This is a genomic window from uncultured Maribacter sp. (assembly GCF_947496775.1).
Classification (GTDB): Bacteria; Bacteroidota; Bacteroidia; order Flavobacteriales; family Flavobacteriaceae; genus Maribacter_B.
This window is the reverse complement of the sequence record NZ_CANMDU010000010.1, coordinates 85,617-105,222: the sequence shown is the minus strand read 5'-3', so window position 1 is coordinate 105,222 and position 19,606 is coordinate 85,617. Positions and strand designations below refer to the sequence as shown.

The following is a 19,606-nucleotide window of genomic DNA, read 5'->3' as shown; positions in this document are numbered from 1 at the left end:
ATGAACCTAGATAAAGAAGAGAAAATTACAGAGAAGGACTTAGAACTTTTAAATTCAAAGTTAGGATTAAGAAGGCTTTTTGCAAATAAGAATATTGATTTAGAAAAAACCTTGAGAGAGGTTAAATACGAAAATCGCTTAAGAGAATTACAAGGAGAGTTGGTGAAGTTACAGACATGGGCAATTAAAAATGGAAAAAAAATTGTTGTCCTTTTCGAAGGTAGGGATGCTGCTGGTAAGGGTGGAGCAATTCGTAGGATAACTGCTCATATTAATCCTAGATATTTTAGGGTTGTTGCATTAAATAAACCTTCTGAAGATGAGCAAGGACAATGGTACTTTCAGCGGTATGTAAATAAGTTGCCAGAACCCGGGAAGATTGTTTTTTTTGATAGAAGTTGGTATAATAGGGCAGTGGTGGAGCCAGTGAATGGTTTTTGTTCCGATGAAGAATACAACATTTTTATGTCTCAAGTGAATGATTTTGAGAAGATGATAATTCAATCTAATACCTACTTAGTTAAATTTTATTTTTCCATTACGAAGGAAGAACAACAAAAAAGGTTTGTAGATATTAAGAAGAGCGATTTAAAACGTTGGAAAATGTCTGCTGTAGATGAAAAAGCACAAGACCTTTGGGACGATTATACGAAGTATAAAGAGGTAATGTTAAGGGATACTAATACGCCTCATGCACCATGGGTGATTATTGAAGCAAATAAAAAAACCGTTGCGAGAATAAAAGCAATTGAACATTTGTTAGATACAATACCATATAAGGAATAGGTGTCATAAAATTTTTATAGAGAAGAATTTTTAAACTCTTTTTTAACGAGTTTTATATATTCTTTCATAGCCTTTTCTAAGCTAATATTCTTTGCTTGTATAAGAGCATTAGCTTTAAAAGCATTTATTAAGGGAGTTTTACTGCCAGGGTTACTATAGTTTTTATTCGCTATTTTATAATAGGCATAAAGCTTTAATAGTAAATCTGCTGGAATAGGGTCTTGGTAATTGTTAATGTAATTAACCGCCTTACTAAAATCAATATGTAGCTTTTCCTTTTTCATTGGTGTCCACAAAAGAAGCTATGCATGTCTCAGCTCCTTTTACCTTTTGGTTTAATTTTACAGTAATTGCACAATCTAAAGGTAGGTATAAGTCTACTCTAGAACCAAATTTAATAAAACCGGCGTCATCTCCTTGTTGAACACTTTCTCCTTTTTCAGCATAGTTTACAATCCTTCTTGCTAGAGCACCAGCCACTTGTCGGTAAAGAATATCACCAAATTTCGGGGTGTTAATAACAACTGTAGTGCGTTCATTTTCTTCACTTGCTTTAGGGTGCCAAGCTACTAAATATTTTCCAGGATGGTATTTGGAATATTTTATACTACCACTGGCAGGGTATCTTGTAACATGTACATTTACTGGAGACATAAAAATGGATACTTGTTTTCTTTTGCCTTTAAAATATTCATTTTCTTCCACCTCTTCAATTACCACTACTTTTCCGTCAACAGGGGAAAGAATTTCATCAAATGATTTATTTGCATTTCTTTTAGGGTTTCTAAAAAACTGAAGAATAAGAATCAGTATAATTATAGCGGCTATTTGTAAGCCCCATCGTAAAAATGGGTTTACAACAAAATATTGCGCGGACAAAATAATAGCACTAACAATAAAAAATGTAGTTAAGATAATAGTCTGTCCCTCTTTATGAAACATAGGTAAATATATATAAAGTTAAATAGGCAAAAGGTGCCGCAAATATTAAACTGTCTAATCTGTCGAGCATTCCTCCATGTCCAGGAAGAATTGCACCACTGTCTTTTACTTTAGCAATTCTTTTAAATTTAGATTCTATTAAATCTCCAAGACTGCCTGTGATAACAATTACGGAGGCTAAAATCATCCATTGCAATGGGTCAATAAGGGGTTCAAATCTACCGATTATAAAAGCCGCTAAAAGTGCAAATATAAAGCCTCCGATGGAACCTTCCACAGTTTTTTTTGGAGAAACTGCAGAATATAATTTAGTACGTCCTAAACTACGACCAACTAAATAAGCAAAAGTATCGTTTACCCAAATTAGAATGAATATGCCCATTATTAAAAGTTTAGCAAATTCATTGTCTTTATAAGGTATCATAGTTAAGAAAATGCAGCCGCCACCGACATAAAATAATCCGATAATAAATTTTTGAGCTAAACTAAATGATTCTTTTTTCTTTGAGAATAGAAAAAACAAAAGAGCAATATCAACTACTATAGTAATAAACATTAGTATGTTTATTAAAATTTGATCATGTACTAAATAGATGTAAGCCCACCAAAGTGCTAAATAGGCAATGAAAATATAATATCCTTTTAAATGTACAAGTTTTTTATATTCATACAAACAGGCAAGTCCAAAGGACATAAAAAGAAAGTCAAAAGCATCGGAGTTCAGAAAAACAGCAGATAGTAATATAATTATATATACGGCTCCTGTTAATGCCCTTCTTAAAATTTCTTTCATAGTTCTATAGGTCTTCTAAGAATAAAAGATATAGATTTTTTGTAGAACTACCATAGGTTAAAAAGTCATCAGAGTTTTCATTAGTAGCTTGGAAATGTTTTAATGTTGTAATATTGGCCGGAATTTGATGACCATATTTCTTTTTTATAGTTTTAAGGCCCTCGCCAATAGATTCTACAAGTTGGCTAGTGGTTGCAAAAACGATAATATTATCCGGAAGTTCGTTTAATTTTTTTTCGTTTAACTGATTAGAGCAAACTAAGATGGAACCATTCTGAGCAATAAGATGTTCGCAGGTAGTAAAAAACACATCACTTTCATTTGTTTTGTTAGTGAATTTTATATTTTCTTTTGCGAATTTATTCTGCAATTGTTTATTCATTGCAAAAAAGGAATGATTTTCCCATTTATTTTCTTGAACGATGCTGTTTAAAGCTTGCGAAATTTCTTTAAAGGAATCGCAATACAAAAATTTACCGCCATTTTTTTTAAAATGTATGGTAAATTTTTCATCTACGGGGAGATTCAAATCTGGCATGTGAACCCCTCTGGTTTCCGCAGTTTCCTTGGAAATTTTCTTTTTGCCTCCTCCAAAAAGTATATCAAATAGCCCCATTTAAATATTTACACTTCTTTTGTTAACCAGTTATAATATACTTGGACAACGAATAAATTGGTTATTTATTTTCTATTTCTTTTTCTTCTGTGTTATGGTCAGAAGAAGCTTCTGTTTTTATTTCTTCAATAACGGAAGTTTCTTCGGTTATTTCATCTTCCTTAAAAGATCTTTTTCCAAAGATTTTTTCTAAATCTTCTTTGAAGATAACTTCTTTTTCTAAAAGACGTTCCGCTAAAATGGTTAGTTTGTCTTTATGTTGCGTTAAAACTTCAATAGCTCTTAAATACTGCTCTTCGATGATTTTAGAAATTTCTTCATCTATTTTTCTGGCTGTTTCTTCACTATAAGGTTTAGAAAAACCGTAAGAATCTTGACCTGAAGAATCGTAATATGTTAGATTTCCGATTTCATCATTAAGCCCATAAACGGTAACCATAGCTCTGGCTTGTTTAGTTACTTTTTCTAAATCGCTTAATGCCCCAGTTGATATTTTATTGAAAATTACTTTTTCCGCGGCTCTACCTCCTAAGGTAGCACACATTTCATCAAGCATTTGCTCTGGACGTACAATTAACCTTTCTTCCGGAAGATACCAAGCAGCTCCCAAAGATTGTCCTCTAGGTACAATGGTTACTTTTACTAATGGAGCAGCATGTTCTAGCATCCAACTTGTAGTTGCATGTCCGGCTTCGTGATAAGCAATAGTCTCTTTTTCTCCTGGAGTTATAATTTTATTCTTTTTTTCTAATCCACCAATGATTCTGTCTACGGCATCTAGGAAATCTTGCTTGTCTACAGCTTTCTTTTCGTTTCTAGCAGCAATTAAAGCAGCTTCATTACAAACATTTGCAATATCTGCTCCAGAGAATCCTGGGGTTTGTCTTGCTAAGAAATCTAGGTCTAATGTTTCTAATGTTTTTATCGGTCTTAAGTGTACTTCAAAAATTTCTTTACGCTCTCTGATATCCGGTAAATCTACATATATCTGACGGTCAAATCTTCCCGCACGCATAAGAGCTTTATCTAAAACATCTGCTCTGTTAGTAGCAGCTAAAACAATAACATTTGTATTAGTGCCAAAACCATCCATCTCTGTTAATAGTTGGTTTAAGGTGTTTTCTCGCTCATCATTAGAACCCGTAATATTATTTTTTCCTCTAGCTCTACCAATAGCATCTATCTCGTCAATAAATATAATAGCCGGAGATTTGTCTTTTGCCTGTTTAAATAAGTCTCTTACTCTAGAGGCACCTACACCAACAAACATTTCCACAAAATCAGAACCAGATAAAGAAAAGAAAGGTACTTTAGCTTCACCAGCAACTGCTTTTGCTAATAATGTTTTACCAGTCCCTGGAGGACCAACTAAAAGAGCTCCTTTTGGAATTTTACCACCCAAAGAAGTGTATTTATCTGGATTTCTTAAAAATTCTACTATTTCCTCTACTTCTTCTTTTGCGCCTTCTAAACCAGCAACATCTTTAAAAGAGGTTCTTGTATCTGTTTTTTCATCAAAAAGTTTAGCTTTAGACTTACCGATGTTAAATATTTGGCCACCAGCGCCGCCACCGCCACCGCCGGACATTCTACGCATTAAATAAATCCAAATACCAATAATTAGTACGAAAGGAAGTAGCGATAAAAGTAAATCGGCAAGTATGTTAGATTCTTTTCCGAATTCTACGACAGTATCTAAGTTGTTTTCTTTCTTTATATCTGTGATTTCATTTTGAAAAATCTGAAGGTCACCATAATCTAATGTATACTGAGGTACAGAACCAGAAGAAGGAATCATAGGTTTTGTAGCCACGTTTTTATGTACATCTTTTTCTAGCGCTTCTGCAGTTAAAAAGACTTTAGCTTGGTTGGTGTTGGTGATAATTAATATCTTATCCACGTCTCCATTGCGCAAGTACCCTTGTAAATCGGAGGTGGTAGTTTTTTCAGCACTTGAAAAGTTTTCACTATTAAAATATTGAAAACCAATAAGTAATAAGGCTATTATACCGTATATCCACCAGGAGTTGAACTTAGGTTTCTTTGTGTTTGTATTGTTATCTTTTGCCATTCTTTCTCTTAATTATTTATACTACTTTCAATGGTAGTGAATTTTGCATCGCCCCATAAACCTTCAATGTCATAATATTCGCGTACTTGTTTTTGAAAAACATGTACCACTACATTAACATAATCCATAAGTACCCATTCCGCATTATCTTCGCCCTCTACGTGCCAAGGTTTGTCTTTGCTGGTTTTGCTTACGATTTTCTGGATAGAGCCGACTATTGCCTTTACGTGTGTATTAGATGTACCATTACATATTATAAAATAGTCGCATACGGTATTTTCAATTTCTCTTAGATCAAGTAAGTTTATATCGTTTCCTTTTACTTCTTCTATTCCTTGTAAAATTAATGCAATTAACTCATCTGGACTTGCTTTCCCTTTTTGCATTCAAAAAATTTAGTTTATACAAAGTTATTATTTTTTTGTTCTTATAACCCTAGTTTTTAGTAATACATTTAAGTTTGCTAAAAAAAGTTACTAATGGAGTTAATCAAACTTAGTGCCACGGACTCTACAAACGCCTATTTAAAGGACTTAATGCTGTCTAATTCTTTAAAAGATTTTACCACAGTTGTTACAGATAACCAACTGTCCGGCAGAGGACAAATGGGTACTGTTTGGGATTCCGAAGGAGGTAAAAACCTCACTTTTAGTGTTTTAAAGAAATTTAACAATTTTTTAATTTTAGATCAGTTTCTACTAAGTATTTGTATTTCTCTTTCTATTTATTCTACATTGAGTAAATTACATGTTCCTAATTTGTCTGTAAAATGGCCAAACGACATTCTGTCAGGTAATTCAAAAATTTGTGGAATACTTTTAGAAAACTCTCTTTCCGGAAATAAAATACAAACTTCTGTTATAGGAATTGGTTTAAATGTAAATCAAATAGTTTTTAATAACTTATTAAACGTCTCTTCTTTAAAATTGTTGTTGGGAAAAACGTTTAATTTGGATGAGCTTTTAAAGATTTTACTTACTAATTTAAAAGTAGATTTAAGTAATATGACCAACATTGCAAAAGAAAAATTATTTTCTGATTACGAGAAGGTTTTATTTAGAAAAGATAAGCCATCTACTTTTGAAGATTCTAATGGAAATCTATTTATGGGTTTTATTAAAGGCGTATCTAAACAAGGTAAATTATTAGTACTGTTAGAAGATAAGTTTATAAAAGAATTTGGCTTAAAAGAAATTAAACTTCTGTATTAAATCTTGGTAAGATTGTCGGACAAAGTTCCCATAAAGTTTGTTATAGGGGATTTTATCATCATAGCCATCATTGCATTAAACTCACCCGAAAAACTAAGAACAACTTCACTTTCATTATCATTAAGACTAGTAATATCTGCTATTAAAGTAAAGGGTAGTTTTTCACTAGCTGCACCTAAAACCAATTGACTGTTGGGGGTTTGCGTTTTTCTTTCTAAAACTATTTCTGGCATTCCTTTTAATGCAAATAAAAAACGGTCCGAATTAAGTACTTCGAATTTAGCGATGTTATCGGGCATTAATTGTTCAAAATTCTCAAGATTGGTTAAAAATTCGAACGTCGCTTTATCGCCTTTCGCTACTTTCTTTTTGGGAGTTTCTAAAAACATAGATATTTATTGATTCCATGTAGAAGGACTTTTACGCCATTCCATCAAGGTGTTTAGTTGTTCTTCTTTTATATATCCTGTATTGGACGCTTGTTCCATAAGATGTGCGTAATCTCCTAAGGTGTGTAATTCCACGTTTTTATCCGCAAAATTCGTAACAGCTTTATCAAAACCATAAGTAAAAACGGCAACCATACCTTTTATGTTTGCATTTTGCTCTCTTAATGCCTCTACAGCATTTAGGCTACTCATGCCCGTACTTATTAAGTCTTCTATAACAACAACGGTTTGGTTTGCTTCTAAATAGCCTTCTATTTGGTTTTTTCTTCCATGAGATTTGGGTTCTGGTCTTACATAAATGAAAGGTAAACCTAAATAATCTGCTACTAATGCACCCATGCCAATAGCTCCGGTTGCAACACCAGCAATAACATCTGGCTTTCCGTAAAGAGACTCTACTTGTTTTGCTATTTCTTCTTTTATGTAATTACGAATTACAGGGTAAGAAAGTATTATTCTGTTATCACAATAAATTGGAGATTTCCATCCAGATGCCCAAGTAAAAGGATTTTCAGGATTCAACTTTATTGCATTAATTTGCAGAAGAAGCTCTGCTGTTTTTTTAGCTGTGTTTTTATCTAAAACCATGACGCAAATGTATAAAGTTTTTGTGAATGAATTGCCTCTGATATTAACAAATAAAATATCGGATACTACGGATGGCGAATATTTTTTATTAAATGGCACAGCAATACAGGAAGCTATAGATGCTTTATCTAAGAAAAAGCTTACAAAAGCATATATCTATCATCCTAACAAAGAAGAAATTCTTAAAAAGTTTACGGATAAAATTCCTTTAGTTGTTGCTGCTGGTGGAGTGGTTACAAATAAAAAAGGTAAAGTTCTTTTTATCTATAGGAATGATAAGTGGGATTTGCCAAAGGGGAAGTTAGATAAGGGAGAAACCATTGAAGAATGTGCTATTAGGGAGGTAGAGGAAGAAACTGGAGTAAAAAACTTAAAGATAGAGAACTTCTTAAAGACGACATACCATGTCTTTAAACGCAATAATAAATATAAGTTAAAAGAGGTGCATTGGTATGCAATGAAAACTAATTTTAAAGGAGATTTAATAGGGCAGAAAGAAGAGGGGATAGAGAAGGTAAAATGGAAAGGTCCAAAAAAAATACAAAAGGCACTACAAAATTCTTACATAAATATTAAAATCCTATTTGAAGAATAGGATTTTAAATTGTTATTCTGTTTTAGGTACTCTGTATACTGGATAGCTTAAATGCACATTTTCATAATGTTTCGATTTTTTATATAGCCAATCTAATTGGGCATACCAATTTTTAGAAAAACTGGTGTCTATTTTTTTCTTAGAATAAAAAGATTCTCGTAATACGGAATCTTGTTCTAGCATTAAAGCAGCGGTATCTTCAAAAACATAAGGAGAAAAATCTTCTTTTTGTTGTAAAATAGTATCAAAATAATTCCAATTAAAAAAAGAATCTACGCATGATGGTTCTAATGTTTCTAGAATATATCGAACCCCTTTTTGGTTTGTAGGGATAAAAATATCTCCTTTAGAAATTTTAATTTCTTTTTTAGTTTTGCTTACACTTGTATTGTAATGTAAATAATGACCCTCATAAGGAGATTTAGAGGTGCTGTAATCGTCAATTTTATATTTTTCTAAAAATAGTGTGGTGTCTTTTTCTATAGTGGAATAGTTAATGTCGTTTAATTCTAACAAGTTAATAATTTTAGTCCATTCTTTTTGTATGATATAACCTTTTGGGATAGGTATTGAATCAGTTGCTTTAAAATAATTTTGATAAATTATTTCTTTGGTGAAAGGCTTGTCTCTATTGTATTTAAGTCTTGGGAACCCAGTAACCTTGCTTATAATTGTGTCCGCTTCAAAACCTTTAAAATTTAAGGTAGTGGTTTTTAATGTGTCTACTTGCCAGTGTATAGGGTAGCTCTTAAGGTTGGCAAAATATTCATTAGTTTTTATTCTAGACGATTTAATTTCTTTCCTATCTTTTTCTGCTATTTCAATAGCGTTTTTCAATACAATGTAAGTGCCTTCTACTCTTTGTTTATATGGTTTTAGCATATGCGTTTCTACCATCATACCTATAGTATTCCATAATGTTGTATAGCCAGTAGAGTATCGCGGATGGTCCATAAATTGGGAAAAACCTTTTTCTGGGACTGTGTTAAAAACATTTACATACGGAGTAATATCCCAATTATTTTTTGCAAGCTTATTTTCTAAGAGTGGCATAAATTGGTTATGTAAATAATTACCGAGAGAACTTCCTAATTTATTGTGTTGTGTAAAAAGGTGAGTTAAAGCATATTGGTAATCTGCCCCATTACTAACATGATTGTCAATAAATATATCTGGTTGTACTAAATGAAAAATTTGAGAAAAAGTTTTTGCATTTTTGGTATCTAATTTTATAAAATCTCTGTTTAAATCGTAATTCAAAGCGTTGCCTCTAAACCCGTAGTCTTTTGGTCCATTTTGATTTGCCCTTGTTGAGGAGTTTCTATTTAGTGCACCACCAATGTTATATATAGGAATGGTTGTTATAACGGTGTTTTTTGGAGTACTTATTTTTTCTTCAGCTAAATCTCTATATAGTAACATGGTAGCGTCGATACCATCACTTTCCCCAGGGTGTATACCATTGTTAATTAACAAAGTAATTTTTTCTTCCTCTAATTTTTTAAAATCAAACTCTCCGTCTGGATTAAAAGTGACTAAATGTAGAGGGTATCCGCTATCGGTTTGGCCAATAGTTTGAACATTAATTTCGGAAAATTCTTTTGCTAATTCAAGGTAAAAATCTATAACCTCTTTATATGTGGCAGTTTCCTTGCTCTCAGAGTTTTCGTAAGGAGTAGAGAATTCTGTAGTATTTTTATCGGTTACAGTTTCGCAAGAAACAAAAATAACTAGAAGGAAAAATGCAATAATATTTTTCATTTTTTTAAATCTATTAAAGTGTAATGCTGTTTGTTAGTTTACACATTATCACAAAAATAGGTAAAATCTAAGGGGAAATGAATTATGCAACTTTCGTAATACGCTGCATTTCTTCTTTTTTAATTGGTTTATTGTTAAATGTAATTAAATGATGTGTTTGCGATTTGTATAATTCCCAATTCTTACGGTCTAATTCGTCTATGGAAGAAGTTACAATATTTACTCTTACGGTTTCGGTAATGGGTAATTTTATAAACTCTTCTAAAAATTGCCATCCATCCATAATGGGCATATTTATGTCTAAAAAAATAACTTGTGGTAAAGGAGTATTATTTTCTAGCATAGATGAAATGCCGTCAATGGCATCTTTGCCATTAATGAATTTATTAATATTCTTACAATCCGTTACCAGTCCTAGCATTTTTTGAATACCAAAAACCGTTATTGGGTCATCATCTATAATACAGATAGAGTTAATCTTCTTCATTAAAATATATATTAAAAGTGGTTCCCTTATTTACTTTACTAGAGACGGTAATTTTTCCGTTCATTGCCTCTACTTGGTTTTTTGTTATGTATAAGCCTATCCCCCTAGAATCTTTATGTTTGTGGAATGTTTTGTACATGCCAAAAAGTTTGTTTCCGTATTTTTTAAGATCAATGCCTAAGCCATTATCCGTAATACTTACTACGGAATAGTTATCTTTCTTAGACATACTGATTTTTATCACAGGATCTTTATCTGGATTTTTGTACTTAACGCTATTCGTAATGAAATTCATGAATATACTATCCACATATGCAGGAATAACTTTTATCTCTGCATTCTTGGGTATTTCATTTATTAAGGTTGCATTATTTTTTTTGATATAAGCAGATAAATTTTGTTTTACGCTTTCTACTTTACCATTTAAGTTAATCGGGGTTTTGTCTAGGTTTGTATTTGAACTAATAGCAACAACCTCATTAAGATTGTCTAGGGTATCTAATAAGTTATCCGATGCATTTCTTAACATATTTAAGATGCTCTCTTTCTCTGTCTCTTCTTTTTCATTAACTAGAAAATCTAAAAGCATAGAAAAATTTGCAGTGTGTGATCTTAGATTGTGCGAAACAATATGTGCAAAATTAATTAGCTTTTTGTTTTGTAGAGAAGTTACATTTATTAAATCTCTTAATTCTTCTTCTTTTTGCTTTAAATGGGTAATGTCTGTACTTATACCCACAATACCATACGCATCGCCATTATTATCGGTAAGCGGAATTTTAGAGGTAAGAAAAGTGGTAGTACTACCATCTTTTTTGATACTAATAGTTTCTTTCCCTAATACTGGTTTAAGAGATTTTATAACCCCGATGTCTTCTCTTCTAAAATTTTGAGCAACCTCTTTTTGAAAGAAATCAAAATCATCTTTACCTAATATTTCATCAGGAGAGTTCACTCCCATGTATTCGCATTCGGCCTTATTAACTAGTATTTTTCTGGATTCGGTATCCTTGATGTATACGTTTAATGGTAAGTTATCAATTAGGGTTTTAAGTAAGTGTTCGTTTTCTTTAGTTTTTATTTTAGAATGTACTTGGTTGTCTATATCGTGTATAGTTCCAAGTAAGCCTTGAAATTCATCATTTTTATATATGGGTTTTCCGGTAGAAACTACCCATTTTGTGGCTCCATTTGCTGTTGTAATTTGTAATTTTTCGGACCAGGAAACACCTTTCATCATGGCATTATGTATTGCCATAGATATTCTATTTCTACTAAAACCATCTTTATAGAAATTTATCATGGTGTCTAAAGGCAGGTCAATATCATCAGTTACCTCATGTATTTCTTTAGTAATGTTACACCAATTACCTTTTTGTGTTGTTGCATCGAACCCCCAAGTTCCAATTTTGGCTATTTCGGACTTTTCTTGGAGTATGGTTTCTAGTTTTTTTAGTCGTAATTCGTCAATGGTTCTTGAAGTAATATTTTCTGCTTGAATGATGGCTCCAATAACATTTTCATTATCATCGTACCAAGGTATGTTAGACCACTCAAACCATTGATTGTTATTGTTTTGATCTTTTATTTTTGTGGTAAATAATTCACTGGGTTGTCCAATAAAACAATTTTTAAGAATAATTTTCCAATCCTTATTATTTTCATTAAAAAGAGTAAAGATAGATTTGCCAAAAACGTCATTATTATCAAAGTAAAAACTATTAATCCATTGATCAGACGCGTGGATAACTTCGTACTTTTTATTAATAAAAGCAGTTGCTTTAGGTAATTGTTTTATTAAATAATTGTTTGTAAGTTTTAAATCCTTCTTCAGCATTTTGTCGTATTTTCCTACTAAAGTAATGTGATTATACGACATGTGTAAAGGTTTGTTGTGAACTAGCTAAAAGGCGTTGTGTTTTCTTAAAAAACTATAGGCAAAGGTATAAAAAAATCAATAAATGAAAGTAATTTCCTACTAAATATAATGATTTATACAAATAAAAACCTCATACTTGCTGAGGTTTTTATTTATTTTTGTAGGAATTATACCGTTTTGTAGGGGTTATTGGTTGGTAGTTACTGTAGGTGGTACTAAAATAGTATAGTCTCCATTATTTCGAATTACGTCTCTTACAATTGAAGAGCTAATAAAAGATTTCCCAGAAGAAGTTAGTAAAAAGACAGTTTCTATCTCAGCGAGTTTTCTGTTGGTATGAGCAATTGCCTTTTCAAATTCAAAATCGGCTGGGTTTCTTAATCCTCGTAAAATAAATTCTGCTTTTTCTTTTTTGCAAAAGTCTACGGTTAATCCTTCGTAAGTAACTACCTTAATTTTGGGTTCATCTTTAAAAGCTTCCGTAATAAAGCGAATTCTTTCTTCCAGACTAAACATATATTTTTTATCGGCATTCTTTCCTATGGCTATAATAAGCTCATCGAAAAGAGGTACGCCTCTTTCAATTATATCTTGATGACCTAATGTGAGTGGATCAAAGGATCCGGGAAAAACAGCTCTTCTCATACGGTAAAATTACATGTTTTATTCTCAATTACTGGGTTTAATATTTTGGTACTTATATAGATGGTTAAAGGCATTTTATTTTAACATCTCGTGTACTAGTCTCAATATAGTTATTACAAAACTTCTTCAATAGCATTTTTAAAAAGTTCTTCTAAAGAAATTCCGGCTTGTTGTGCCTGTTGCGGTAGAATACTCTCTGTTGTTAATCCTGGTGTAGTATTCATTTCTAACATATAGGGTTCGTCTCCAATAAAAATAAACTCGCTTCTCGAGAAACCTTTCATTTTTAATACTTCATAGGCTTTTTTAGCCATAGCTATAACATTATCTTCTTGGGTTTTGTTAAGTCTTGCCGGAGTTATTTCTGTGGATTTGCCTTCGTATTTAGCTTCATAGTCAAAGAAATCGTTTTCCGTAACAATCTCGGTAATTGGTAATACTTTGGTTTCTCCTTTATATTTTATAACACCAACAGAAACTTCTATGCCATTAAGAAAACTCTCAATAATTATTTCATCATCCTCCTTATATGCATTTTCAATGGCTGCGTACAATTCTTCTTTTTTGTGCACTTTAGAGATGCCAAAACTACTACCCGCTTTATTAGCTTTTACAAAACAAGGAAGTTTTACCTTATCTATAATTGCATCTTCATCAATAACATCTCCTAAATTTAAATAGTAAGATTCTGCAGACTTAATTCCATAGGCCTTTAAAACGCTTAGTAAGTCTCTTTTATTAAATGTTAAAGCGGCTTGGTAATAATCACAGGAAGTTTGTGGAATTCCTAACAACTCAAAATACCCTTGCATAAGTCCGTCTTCTCCGGGAGAACCGTGAATAGCATTAAAAACACAATCAAATTGTATTTTTTCATTATTTACTACAATAGAAAAATCATCTTTGTTAACAGGGTGTTCGGTATTGTCTGGAGCTACATAAACCCATTTGTCTTTAAAAATATGAATACGGTATGCATCCAAAAAATCTTTATCTAAATACTCATAAACAACATTACCACTCTTTAATGATATTTTGTATTCGCTGGAGTAACCGCCCATTATTATGGCTACTTTCTTTTTCATAGGAATCTGTAATTACTTTTTCTAATAATAAATAACAATACTTCAAAGTAAAGAAAAAAGCAATCCGTTTCCTATATTTGTCAGGTCAATTATACTCCATGAGAAATTTATTTAGTTTTTTAAAAAGTAAAACCTTTTTAATCCAGATAGGATTAGCCATAGTAGTTCTAGTAGTTTTAATATTTGTAATGTTACGGTGGTTGAATAGTAGTACCAATCATGGTGAGTTCGTTGAAGTTCCTGATTTTGCTAAAATGTCTGTAATGGATATGCGTAAATCTGTAGAAGAAGCGGGTTTGCGTTATGAAGTGCTAGATTCGGCAAATTATAATCCCGATTATCCTAGGTTTTCTATTATTGATCAAAATCCGCAGGCAGGGAATAAAGTAAAAGAGAATAGAAAAATATATTTTACGGTAAACCCTTCTGGTTATAAGAAGGTGTCAGTTCCTAAAATTATTCAGGTTACGCAAAGAAACGCGACTTCTATGTTGCGGGCTGTAGGGTTAGATGTGCAGAGAGTCACCTATATAGATGAATTGGGCAAGGACATGGTGTATACTATAAAGTATAAAGGAAAAATGATTAAACCAGGTGATAGGTTGCCAAAGACATCTAAAATTGAATTGGTATGTGGTAATGGAAATATTACTTCGAGAGCACAGGTAAAGGCAGATTCAGAATAAAATATGGTACCAATAGAAGAGGGTCCAGAACCAAATGAAGGGGAGCTTTATGAACATCATAAAGTAATTGCGTCCAAGGGGCAAGAACCACTAAGAGTAGATAAATTTTTAATGAATTTCATTGAAAATGCTACGCGTAATAAAATTCAACAATCCGCTCGAGGTGGCCATATTTGGGTGAATGATAAGGTGGTTAAGCAAAACTATAAAGTAAAATCGGGGGATGAGGTAAAAGTTCTTTTTGAACATCCGCCGCATGAATTTTTATTAGTTCCAGAAGATATTCCTTTAGATATTGTTTATGAGGATGATGTGCTTATGGTGGTGAATAAGCCAGCGGGTATGGTAGTACATCCAGGTCATGGTAATTATTCCGGAACACTTATAAATGCACTTATTTTTCATGTGGATAATTTGCCGGCAAATAGTAATGAACGCCCGGGATTAGTACATAGAATAGATAAGGATACTTCTGGTTTATTAGTAATAGCAAAGACTGAAGCAGCAATGACACATTTGTCGAAGCAATTTTTTGATAAAACTTCGGAAAGAGAATATGTAGCTTTAGTTTGGGGGAATTTAGAAGAGGATGAAGGTACAGTTGAAGGGCACGTAGGTAGGCATCCCAAAAACAGGTTACAGATGCATGTTTTTCCGGAGGGAGAACAAGGAAAAGAAGCAATAACTCATTATAAAGTAATAGAACGTTTGGGGTATGTTACTTTAATTTCTTGTAAGTTAGAAACCGGAAGAACTCATCAAATTAGAGTGCATATGAAACATATTGGCCATACTCTTTTTAACGATGAGCGTTATGGCGGAGAAAGAATTTTAAAAGGAACTACCTTTACCAAGTATAAGCAATTTGTAGATAATGCTTTTAAAATTTTACCAAGACAAGCACTCCATGCTAAAACGCTTGGATTTGTGCACCCAGTCTCTGGAGAAAAAATGAGTTTTAATTCAGATATTCCGGAAGATATAGCATCTTGCGTTGAGAAATGGAGGCAATACACCAAAAATAGTCAGTAGTATAAATTTCTTTAATAACGGTATTAAAAAGTCTTTCTTCAGGAACTAGTTAATCTAGTAAATCCTTATTATTTTTATACTCTAATTGCAAGAAAATGAAAATTGTTATTTCTCCGGCGAAGTCATTGGACTTTGATACTAAATTACCAACAGGCAAATTTACGCAGCCTAAATTTATAGAAGAAGCAGTAAAGTTGAATAAGATTCTGGCTAAAAAAAAGCCTAAGGCTTTGTCTGATCTTATGCATATTTCAGATAAACTAGCGCAATTAAATTGGCAAAGAAATCAGGATTTTTCTGTTCCTTTTACTACTAGCAATGCAAGGCCAGCTGTTTATGCTTTTAGTGGTGATGTGTATCAAGGTTTAGATGTTTATACTTTGGAAGATAGTAAGTTAGATACTCTTCAGGATTCTCTACGTATCTTATCTGGCTTATATGGCATACTGAAGCCTTTAGATTTAATACAACCCTATAGATTAGAAATGGGGACAAAATTAAAAGTAGGTAGGAATAGTAATTTGTACGAGTTTTGGAAAAAAGAGCTTACCACTCATTTAAATTCAGAATTAGAAGACGGAGAGCTTTTTGTGAATTTAGCAAGTAATGAATATTTCTCTTCTGTAGATGTAAAATCTTTAAAGGTTCCAGTAATAACGCCTATTTTTAAAGATTGGAAAAATGATAAACTAAAGATAATTAGTTTTTTTGCAAAAAAAGCAAGGGGTTCTATGGTCCGTTACATCGTGGATACTAATGCAACTACCCTAGAAGATATTAAAGGCTTTAATTTGGACGATTATCAATATAGTAAAGCTCATACTTTAAAAGAAAACGAGCCTGTTTTTATTCGGTAACATTAGCCGTATTACAGTGTTTTAAATTCTTTTTCTTTCTGCTGTATGCTTACGTTTTTTATTATTCTTAATGTTAGTGTTTCCAAATTTATAACGAAAACCTAAGGTTAACAGTCTTGTTTCTGGTCTATAGCTCCATGTACTGTATTGATCCGCATAATTAATGGTGCTAAAGATGTTTCCTTGCTTAAATATATCTCTAATTCCTAGTGACGCACTAGCTTTATTATTCCAAAAAGTTTTACGCAATGCAATGCTAAACTCATTATACCCAGTTTGTACGCCGTTTTTGTCACTTAATTTAGAAAGATAATCTAAAGAAAAATCGGCAGTAAGGCTGCGGTCTTCTAAAAACGTAAAGGTGTTTATAGTTCTAAAAAAAAGAGACCAAATGCCATTGTCATATAACTGGTTTGTATTTATATCGTTAAATCTATTTTCACTAAAAAAATAGGAAGATAAAACATAACAATGCCATCTATTGGTTAGGTCTTTATAGTAGGAAAAGTCTAAGCCGTAAGAAAACTCACGTTCTAAATTAGAACTTATTAAGCGGACTATATTTAAATCATTATCTTGAAAAGTAAGTTGACTTAAATAATTTTTTTCTTCCCGTATATAAGCTTCAAAATAATAGGTATTCTTACGTGAATAATTAAAAGCTAGAAATTTTTTGATAGAAGGTTCTAAATTTGGGTCGCCTTCTTTTACTGTAAAATTATTTAAGAAATATTGATAGGGGTTTATGTTTTCATATCTAGGTCTGTAAATTCTCCTGAAGGCATATAAATTAAATTCACTTTTTTTGTTAGCAGTGTATAATATAGAAAAAGAAGGAAACCATTCTAAGTACTTTTTTTTGGTTTTACTATCTAAAATCCGTTCAATGCCTAGTGTTTGTGTTTGCTCTACACGTATGCCTGTATTCAACTCTATTTTATCCCATTGTTTAGCAAAAGATGTATAAGCGGCAAAAATATCTTCATTGTAGGTAAAGTTGCCATTATCGGTTATGTTTACATTAGAAGAGTTTTGGTTCTCTGCGTTTTGGTTTATAAAGCTTTCAGAATCTATAAGTGCATATCTTATTCCGCCTTCTAAGGTGGTTTTTTTGCCAATGGGGTATACCAAATCTATTTGAGTGTTAAATAAATCTATTTGTTGATTTGCTTCCGTAGCAAAACTGTTTCCGTTTGTTTTAATGCCAATATTATCGTAAAAATCAGTAAAACTCTGTTGGTTATTTTTGTTTTTAAAATAGGTGTAGTGGGCACCTAAGGAAAGTGTAGCTCCTTTTTTTGCTAATCGACGCTTATAATCTAAATAAATGGAAGAATTGAGTTTTGGCTTTTGAGTTTTGTTATCTGTGGTAAAATTAGAAATAGGTAGGTCGCTAGCATCTGTAATATAAATTTCCGAGTTATATGGTTTGTCAAATCTAGGTTGCCAACTATTTAGAGAAGAAATGTTTAAGGTATTCTTTTGGTTAATTTTGTAGTCAAAGAAAAGATTTGCATTATGTATTTTCTCAAATCGATGAAAATCACGTTTTTCATTGAAAATGGTTTTCATATCATTAATATCCGTAAAATGAGTTACATAGTTATTTCTATATATTTTTTTAGAATCTGTATAGCTATAGTTCACGGAGAAGGATACACTTTTTCTTTTAAAAAAGTTATCAATACCTACGATATGTTTTGGTAAAACACCTTGTTTGTATCTATTAAAAAAAGAACCATTATAGCCAGGACTTATATCTTTAGACATTTTTATATTAATTAGCATACCCCCTTCTGCAGTATATTTGGCAGGTGGTGAGGTAATTACTTCAATACTCTCTACGTAAGAGGCCATGGTACCAGAGAGCAGATTCATGATATCATCTTTGGGGAGATTTATTATTTTTCCATTAATCATTACGCCTACATCTCCAGAACCTTTTATGGTCAACTTATCTTTTATTATAATTACGCCTGGGGTTTTTTTTAAGGCGTCTTCGAGGCTGCCATCTGTTAATGTGGTATTTTCAATATTAAATATTATACGGTCGGATTTTCGTTGAACAGTAGGTGTTTTAGCAATTACTGTAGCTCCTTCAAGTTCGTTTAGATGTATAATTTTTAGGTCACCAATGTGCTTGTCTTGATCAACGGTTACCTTTTTAAAATCGGATACATTTTCTATATAACTTGCTTGTATTAAGTAGTCTCCTTTTTTTAGATTTTTTAGAGTAAAATTTCCATTTCCTTCAGAAATAGCACCTTTAACTACCGAGGTATCAATTGCTTTATAGGTAATAATATTAGCAAGAGCTATGGCCGTCTCATTGCCGTTTTTTACAGAACCTGTAATAGTAAAGTCCTGCGCATAACAAGAAAAGTACATAAAGAAAAAGCCAATCGCAAATGCGAGCCACGGGTTAGTTTTTAATCCTGTCATTTAAAGTAAAATTTGGTTTTAAGAGAAGATAAATTTAACCTTATTTTGCTTATTTCTTAAAGTAATTAGGGTTTTTTCTTACTGTAATTGAAGAACGATGGTTTTTCCATCTTTTACTGCTAAATAAGCCTGTTTTTACTTTGTAAAATATATCCTTCCTATTGACGTTTCTTTAATAAAGGGTAAATATTTTTCGATTATGAGAAAGCATTTGGTTTTATTGCTGGTAATTTTAATAACTTCTTTTAGCTGTACCGATAGAGATGATAATATTACCAAAGTAAATCTTAGGATTAAAAATACAAGCGAAGTTACTTACCAAGAGGTAATTGTGGTTTCAGATACTACTAAATATACTAATATTTCTTCGGGTTCGTATTCGGATTATTTAGAGTACGATCAGTTGTATTCTTATGCATATATAAATATAATTTCCGATGGGGAAACGTATGTTTTACAACCTGTTGATTTTGTTGGAGAAAGTCTTTTAGCCCCTGGTTTTTACACTTACGAATTGGGCTTGGATGAAAGCGGAAACGTATTATTAAATTTTGTTGTCGATTAGGGATAATTCTTTAAAAAAGCCCTTTTGCTTCTATTTTCGTAAATAGAGGCGTGTATTAATTTTAAATTATAACAAAATACACATTAATTATACTTTTATCGTATTGTGTTACGACG

The 19,606-nt window shown here is 32.0% G+C and carries 21 protein-coding genes; 7 read left to right on the top strand and 14 right to left on the bottom strand.

The window, feature by feature from the left end; translation table 11 throughout:
* On the top strand, window positions 1-786 hold the full coding sequence (gene ppk2, locus Q0856_RS15170) for a polyphosphate kinase 2 (RefSeq protein ID WP_298480714.1): 786 nt from the start codon (window positions 1-3) through the stop codon (window positions 784-786).
* 14 nt (window positions 787-800) lie between these two features.
* Here ppk2 and Q0856_RS15165 read toward each other — a convergent pair whose 3' ends face one another.
* The 6 genes from Q0856_RS15165 to rsfS all read right to left on the bottom strand — a co-directional run bounded on the left by Q0856_RS15165 (window position 801) and on the right by rsfS (window position 5,594).
* Window positions 801-1,070, bottom strand: a complete 270-nt coding sequence (locus tag Q0856_RS15165; RefSeq protein ID WP_298480716.1) for an acyl-CoA-binding protein — start codon at window positions 1,068-1,070, stop codon at window positions 801-803.
* Window positions 1,045-1,728: a phosphatidylserine decarboxylase family protein gene (locus Q0856_RS15160; protein ID WP_298480718.1), complete on the bottom strand. Its 684-nt coding sequence runs from the start codon at window positions 1,726-1,728 to the stop codon at window positions 1,045-1,047. The genes Q0856_RS15165 and Q0856_RS15160 overlap by 26 nt, the downstream gene beginning before the upstream one ends.
* The gene (locus Q0856_RS15155) at window positions 1,718-2,521 is read right to left on the bottom strand and encodes a phosphatidate cytidylyltransferase (RefSeq protein ID WP_298480720.1); all 804 of its coding nucleotides are present in this window, start codon (window positions 2,519-2,521) and stop codon (window positions 1,718-1,720) included. Before Q0856_RS15155 ends, Q0856_RS15160 begins: the two co-directional genes overlap by 11 nt.
* A 4-nt stretch (window positions 2,522-2,525) precedes the next feature.
* Window positions 2,526-3,137, bottom strand: a complete 612-nt coding sequence (locus Q0856_RS15150) for an LUD domain-containing protein (protein WP_298480722.1) — start codon at window positions 3,135-3,137, stop codon at window positions 2,526-2,528.
* Window positions 3,138-3,198: 61 nt separating this feature from the next.
* On the bottom strand, window positions 3,199-5,208 hold the full coding sequence (gene ftsH / locus Q0856_RS15145) for an ATP-dependent zinc metalloprotease FtsH (RefSeq protein ID WP_298506376.1): 2,010 nt from the start codon (window positions 5,206-5,208) through the stop codon (window positions 3,199-3,201).
* An 8-nt stretch (window positions 5,209-5,216) separates the two neighbouring features.
* Window positions 5,217-5,594 carry a ribosome silencing factor gene (rsfS, locus tag Q0856_RS15140; RefSeq protein WP_298480725.1) on the bottom strand — a complete coding sequence of 126 codons (378 nt, stop codon included), beginning with the start codon at window positions 5,592-5,594 and terminating at the stop codon, window positions 5,217-5,219.
* A 93-nt stretch (window positions 5,595-5,687) separates the two neighbouring features.
* On the opposite strand from rsfS, the gene Q0856_RS15135 reads away from it, so the two are divergent.
* Window positions 5,688-6,419 carry a biotin--[acetyl-CoA-carboxylase] ligase gene (locus Q0856_RS15135; RefSeq protein WP_298506374.1) on the top strand — a complete coding sequence of 244 codons (732 nt, stop codon included), beginning with the start codon at window positions 5,688-5,690 and terminating at the stop codon, window positions 6,417-6,419.
* Here Q0856_RS15135 and Q0856_RS15130 read toward each other — a convergent pair.
* Both Q0856_RS15130 and pyrE read right to left on the bottom strand, forming a co-directional pair.
* The gene (locus tag Q0856_RS15130; protein WP_298506371.1) at window positions 6,416-6,808 is read right to left on the bottom strand and encodes an SRPBCC family protein; all 393 of its coding nucleotides are present in this window, start codon (window positions 6,806-6,808) and stop codon (window positions 6,416-6,418) included. The genes Q0856_RS15135 and Q0856_RS15130 overlap by 4 nt on opposite strands.
* Before the next feature lie 6 nt (window positions 6,809-6,814).
* Window positions 6,815-7,456 (bottom strand): orotate phosphoribosyltransferase, encoded by a 642-nt coding sequence (gene pyrE, locus Q0856_RS15125; protein ID WP_298480731.1) that lies wholly within the window; start codon window positions 7,454-7,456, stop codon window positions 6,815-6,817.
* Between the two features lie 7 nt (window positions 7,457-7,463).
* On the opposite strand from pyrE, the gene Q0856_RS15120 reads away from it, so the two are divergent.
* Complete coding sequence (locus Q0856_RS15120; protein ID WP_298480732.1) at window positions 7,464-8,051, top strand: NUDIX hydrolase; 588 nt, start codon at window positions 7,464-7,466, stop codon at window positions 8,049-8,051.
* A 12-nt stretch (window positions 8,052-8,063) separates the two neighbouring features.
* Here the strand turns inward: Q0856_RS15120 and Q0856_RS15115 are convergent, their stop codons facing one another.
* From Q0856_RS15115 to Q0856_RS15095, 5 genes are all read right to left on the bottom strand, one after another.
* Window positions 8,064-9,812, bottom strand: a complete 1,749-nt coding sequence (locus Q0856_RS15115) for a M14 family metallopeptidase (RefSeq protein WP_298506369.1) — start codon at window positions 9,810-9,812, stop codon at window positions 8,064-8,066.
* Between the two features lie 82 nt (window positions 9,813-9,894).
* A complete protein-coding gene (locus tag Q0856_RS15110; RefSeq protein WP_298506367.1) occupies window positions 9,895-10,299 on the bottom strand; it encodes a response regulator in 405 nt (134 codons plus the stop codon).
* On the bottom strand, window positions 10,286-12,178 hold the full coding sequence (locus tag Q0856_RS15105) for a PAS domain-containing protein (RefSeq protein ID WP_298506364.1): 1,893 nt from the start codon (window positions 12,176-12,178) through the stop codon (window positions 10,286-10,288). Before Q0856_RS15105 ends, Q0856_RS15110 begins: the two co-directional genes overlap by 14 nt.
* Window positions 12,179-12,364: 186 nt before the next feature.
* Window positions 12,365-12,823 carry a pantetheine-phosphate adenylyltransferase gene (gene coaD, locus Q0856_RS15100; RefSeq protein WP_298480739.1) on the bottom strand — a complete coding sequence of 153 codons (459 nt, stop codon included), beginning with the start codon at window positions 12,821-12,823 and terminating at the stop codon, window positions 12,365-12,367.
* Between the two features lie 113 nt (window positions 12,824-12,936).
* On the bottom strand, window positions 12,937-13,908 hold the full coding sequence (locus Q0856_RS15095; RefSeq protein ID WP_298480741.1) for a D-alanine--D-alanine ligase: 972 nt from the start codon (window positions 13,906-13,908) through the stop codon (window positions 12,937-12,939).
* A 98-nt stretch (window positions 13,909-14,006) separates the two neighbouring features.
* Between Q0856_RS15095 and Q0856_RS15090 the strand changes: the two genes are divergently transcribed.
* From Q0856_RS15090 to yaaA, 3 genes are all read left to right on the top strand, one after another.
* On the top strand, window positions 14,007-14,594 hold the full coding sequence (locus Q0856_RS15090; protein ID WP_298480743.1) for a PASTA domain-containing protein: 588 nt from the start codon (window positions 14,007-14,009) through the stop codon (window positions 14,592-14,594).
* Window positions 14,595-14,597: 3 nt separating this feature from the next.
* Window positions 14,598-15,626 (top strand): RluA family pseudouridine synthase, encoded by a 1,029-nt coding sequence (locus tag Q0856_RS15085; protein ID WP_298506361.1) that lies wholly within the window; start codon window positions 14,598-14,600, stop codon window positions 15,624-15,626.
* Between the two features lie 95 nt (window positions 15,627-15,721).
* Entirely contained in the window at window positions 15,722-16,483 is a 762-nt protein-coding gene (gene yaaA / locus Q0856_RS15080; RefSeq protein WP_298506358.1) for a peroxide stress protein YaaA, read from the top strand.
* A gap of 21 nt (window positions 16,484-16,504) precedes the next feature.
* On the opposite strand, the gene Q0856_RS15075 is transcribed toward yaaA, so the two are convergent.
* On the bottom strand, window positions 16,505-18,925 hold the full coding sequence (locus Q0856_RS15075; protein ID WP_298506355.1) for an outer membrane beta-barrel family protein: 2,421 nt from the start codon (window positions 18,923-18,925) through the stop codon (window positions 16,505-16,507).
* 199 nt (window positions 18,926-19,124) lie between these two features.
* Here Q0856_RS15075 and Q0856_RS15070 point away from each other — a divergent pair, with 199 nt between their 5' ends.
* Complete coding sequence (locus Q0856_RS15070; protein ID WP_298506350.1) at window positions 19,125-19,490, top strand: hypothetical protein; 366 nt, start codon at window positions 19,125-19,127, stop codon at window positions 19,488-19,490.
* Window positions 19,491-19,606 lie beyond the last annotated feature (116 nt).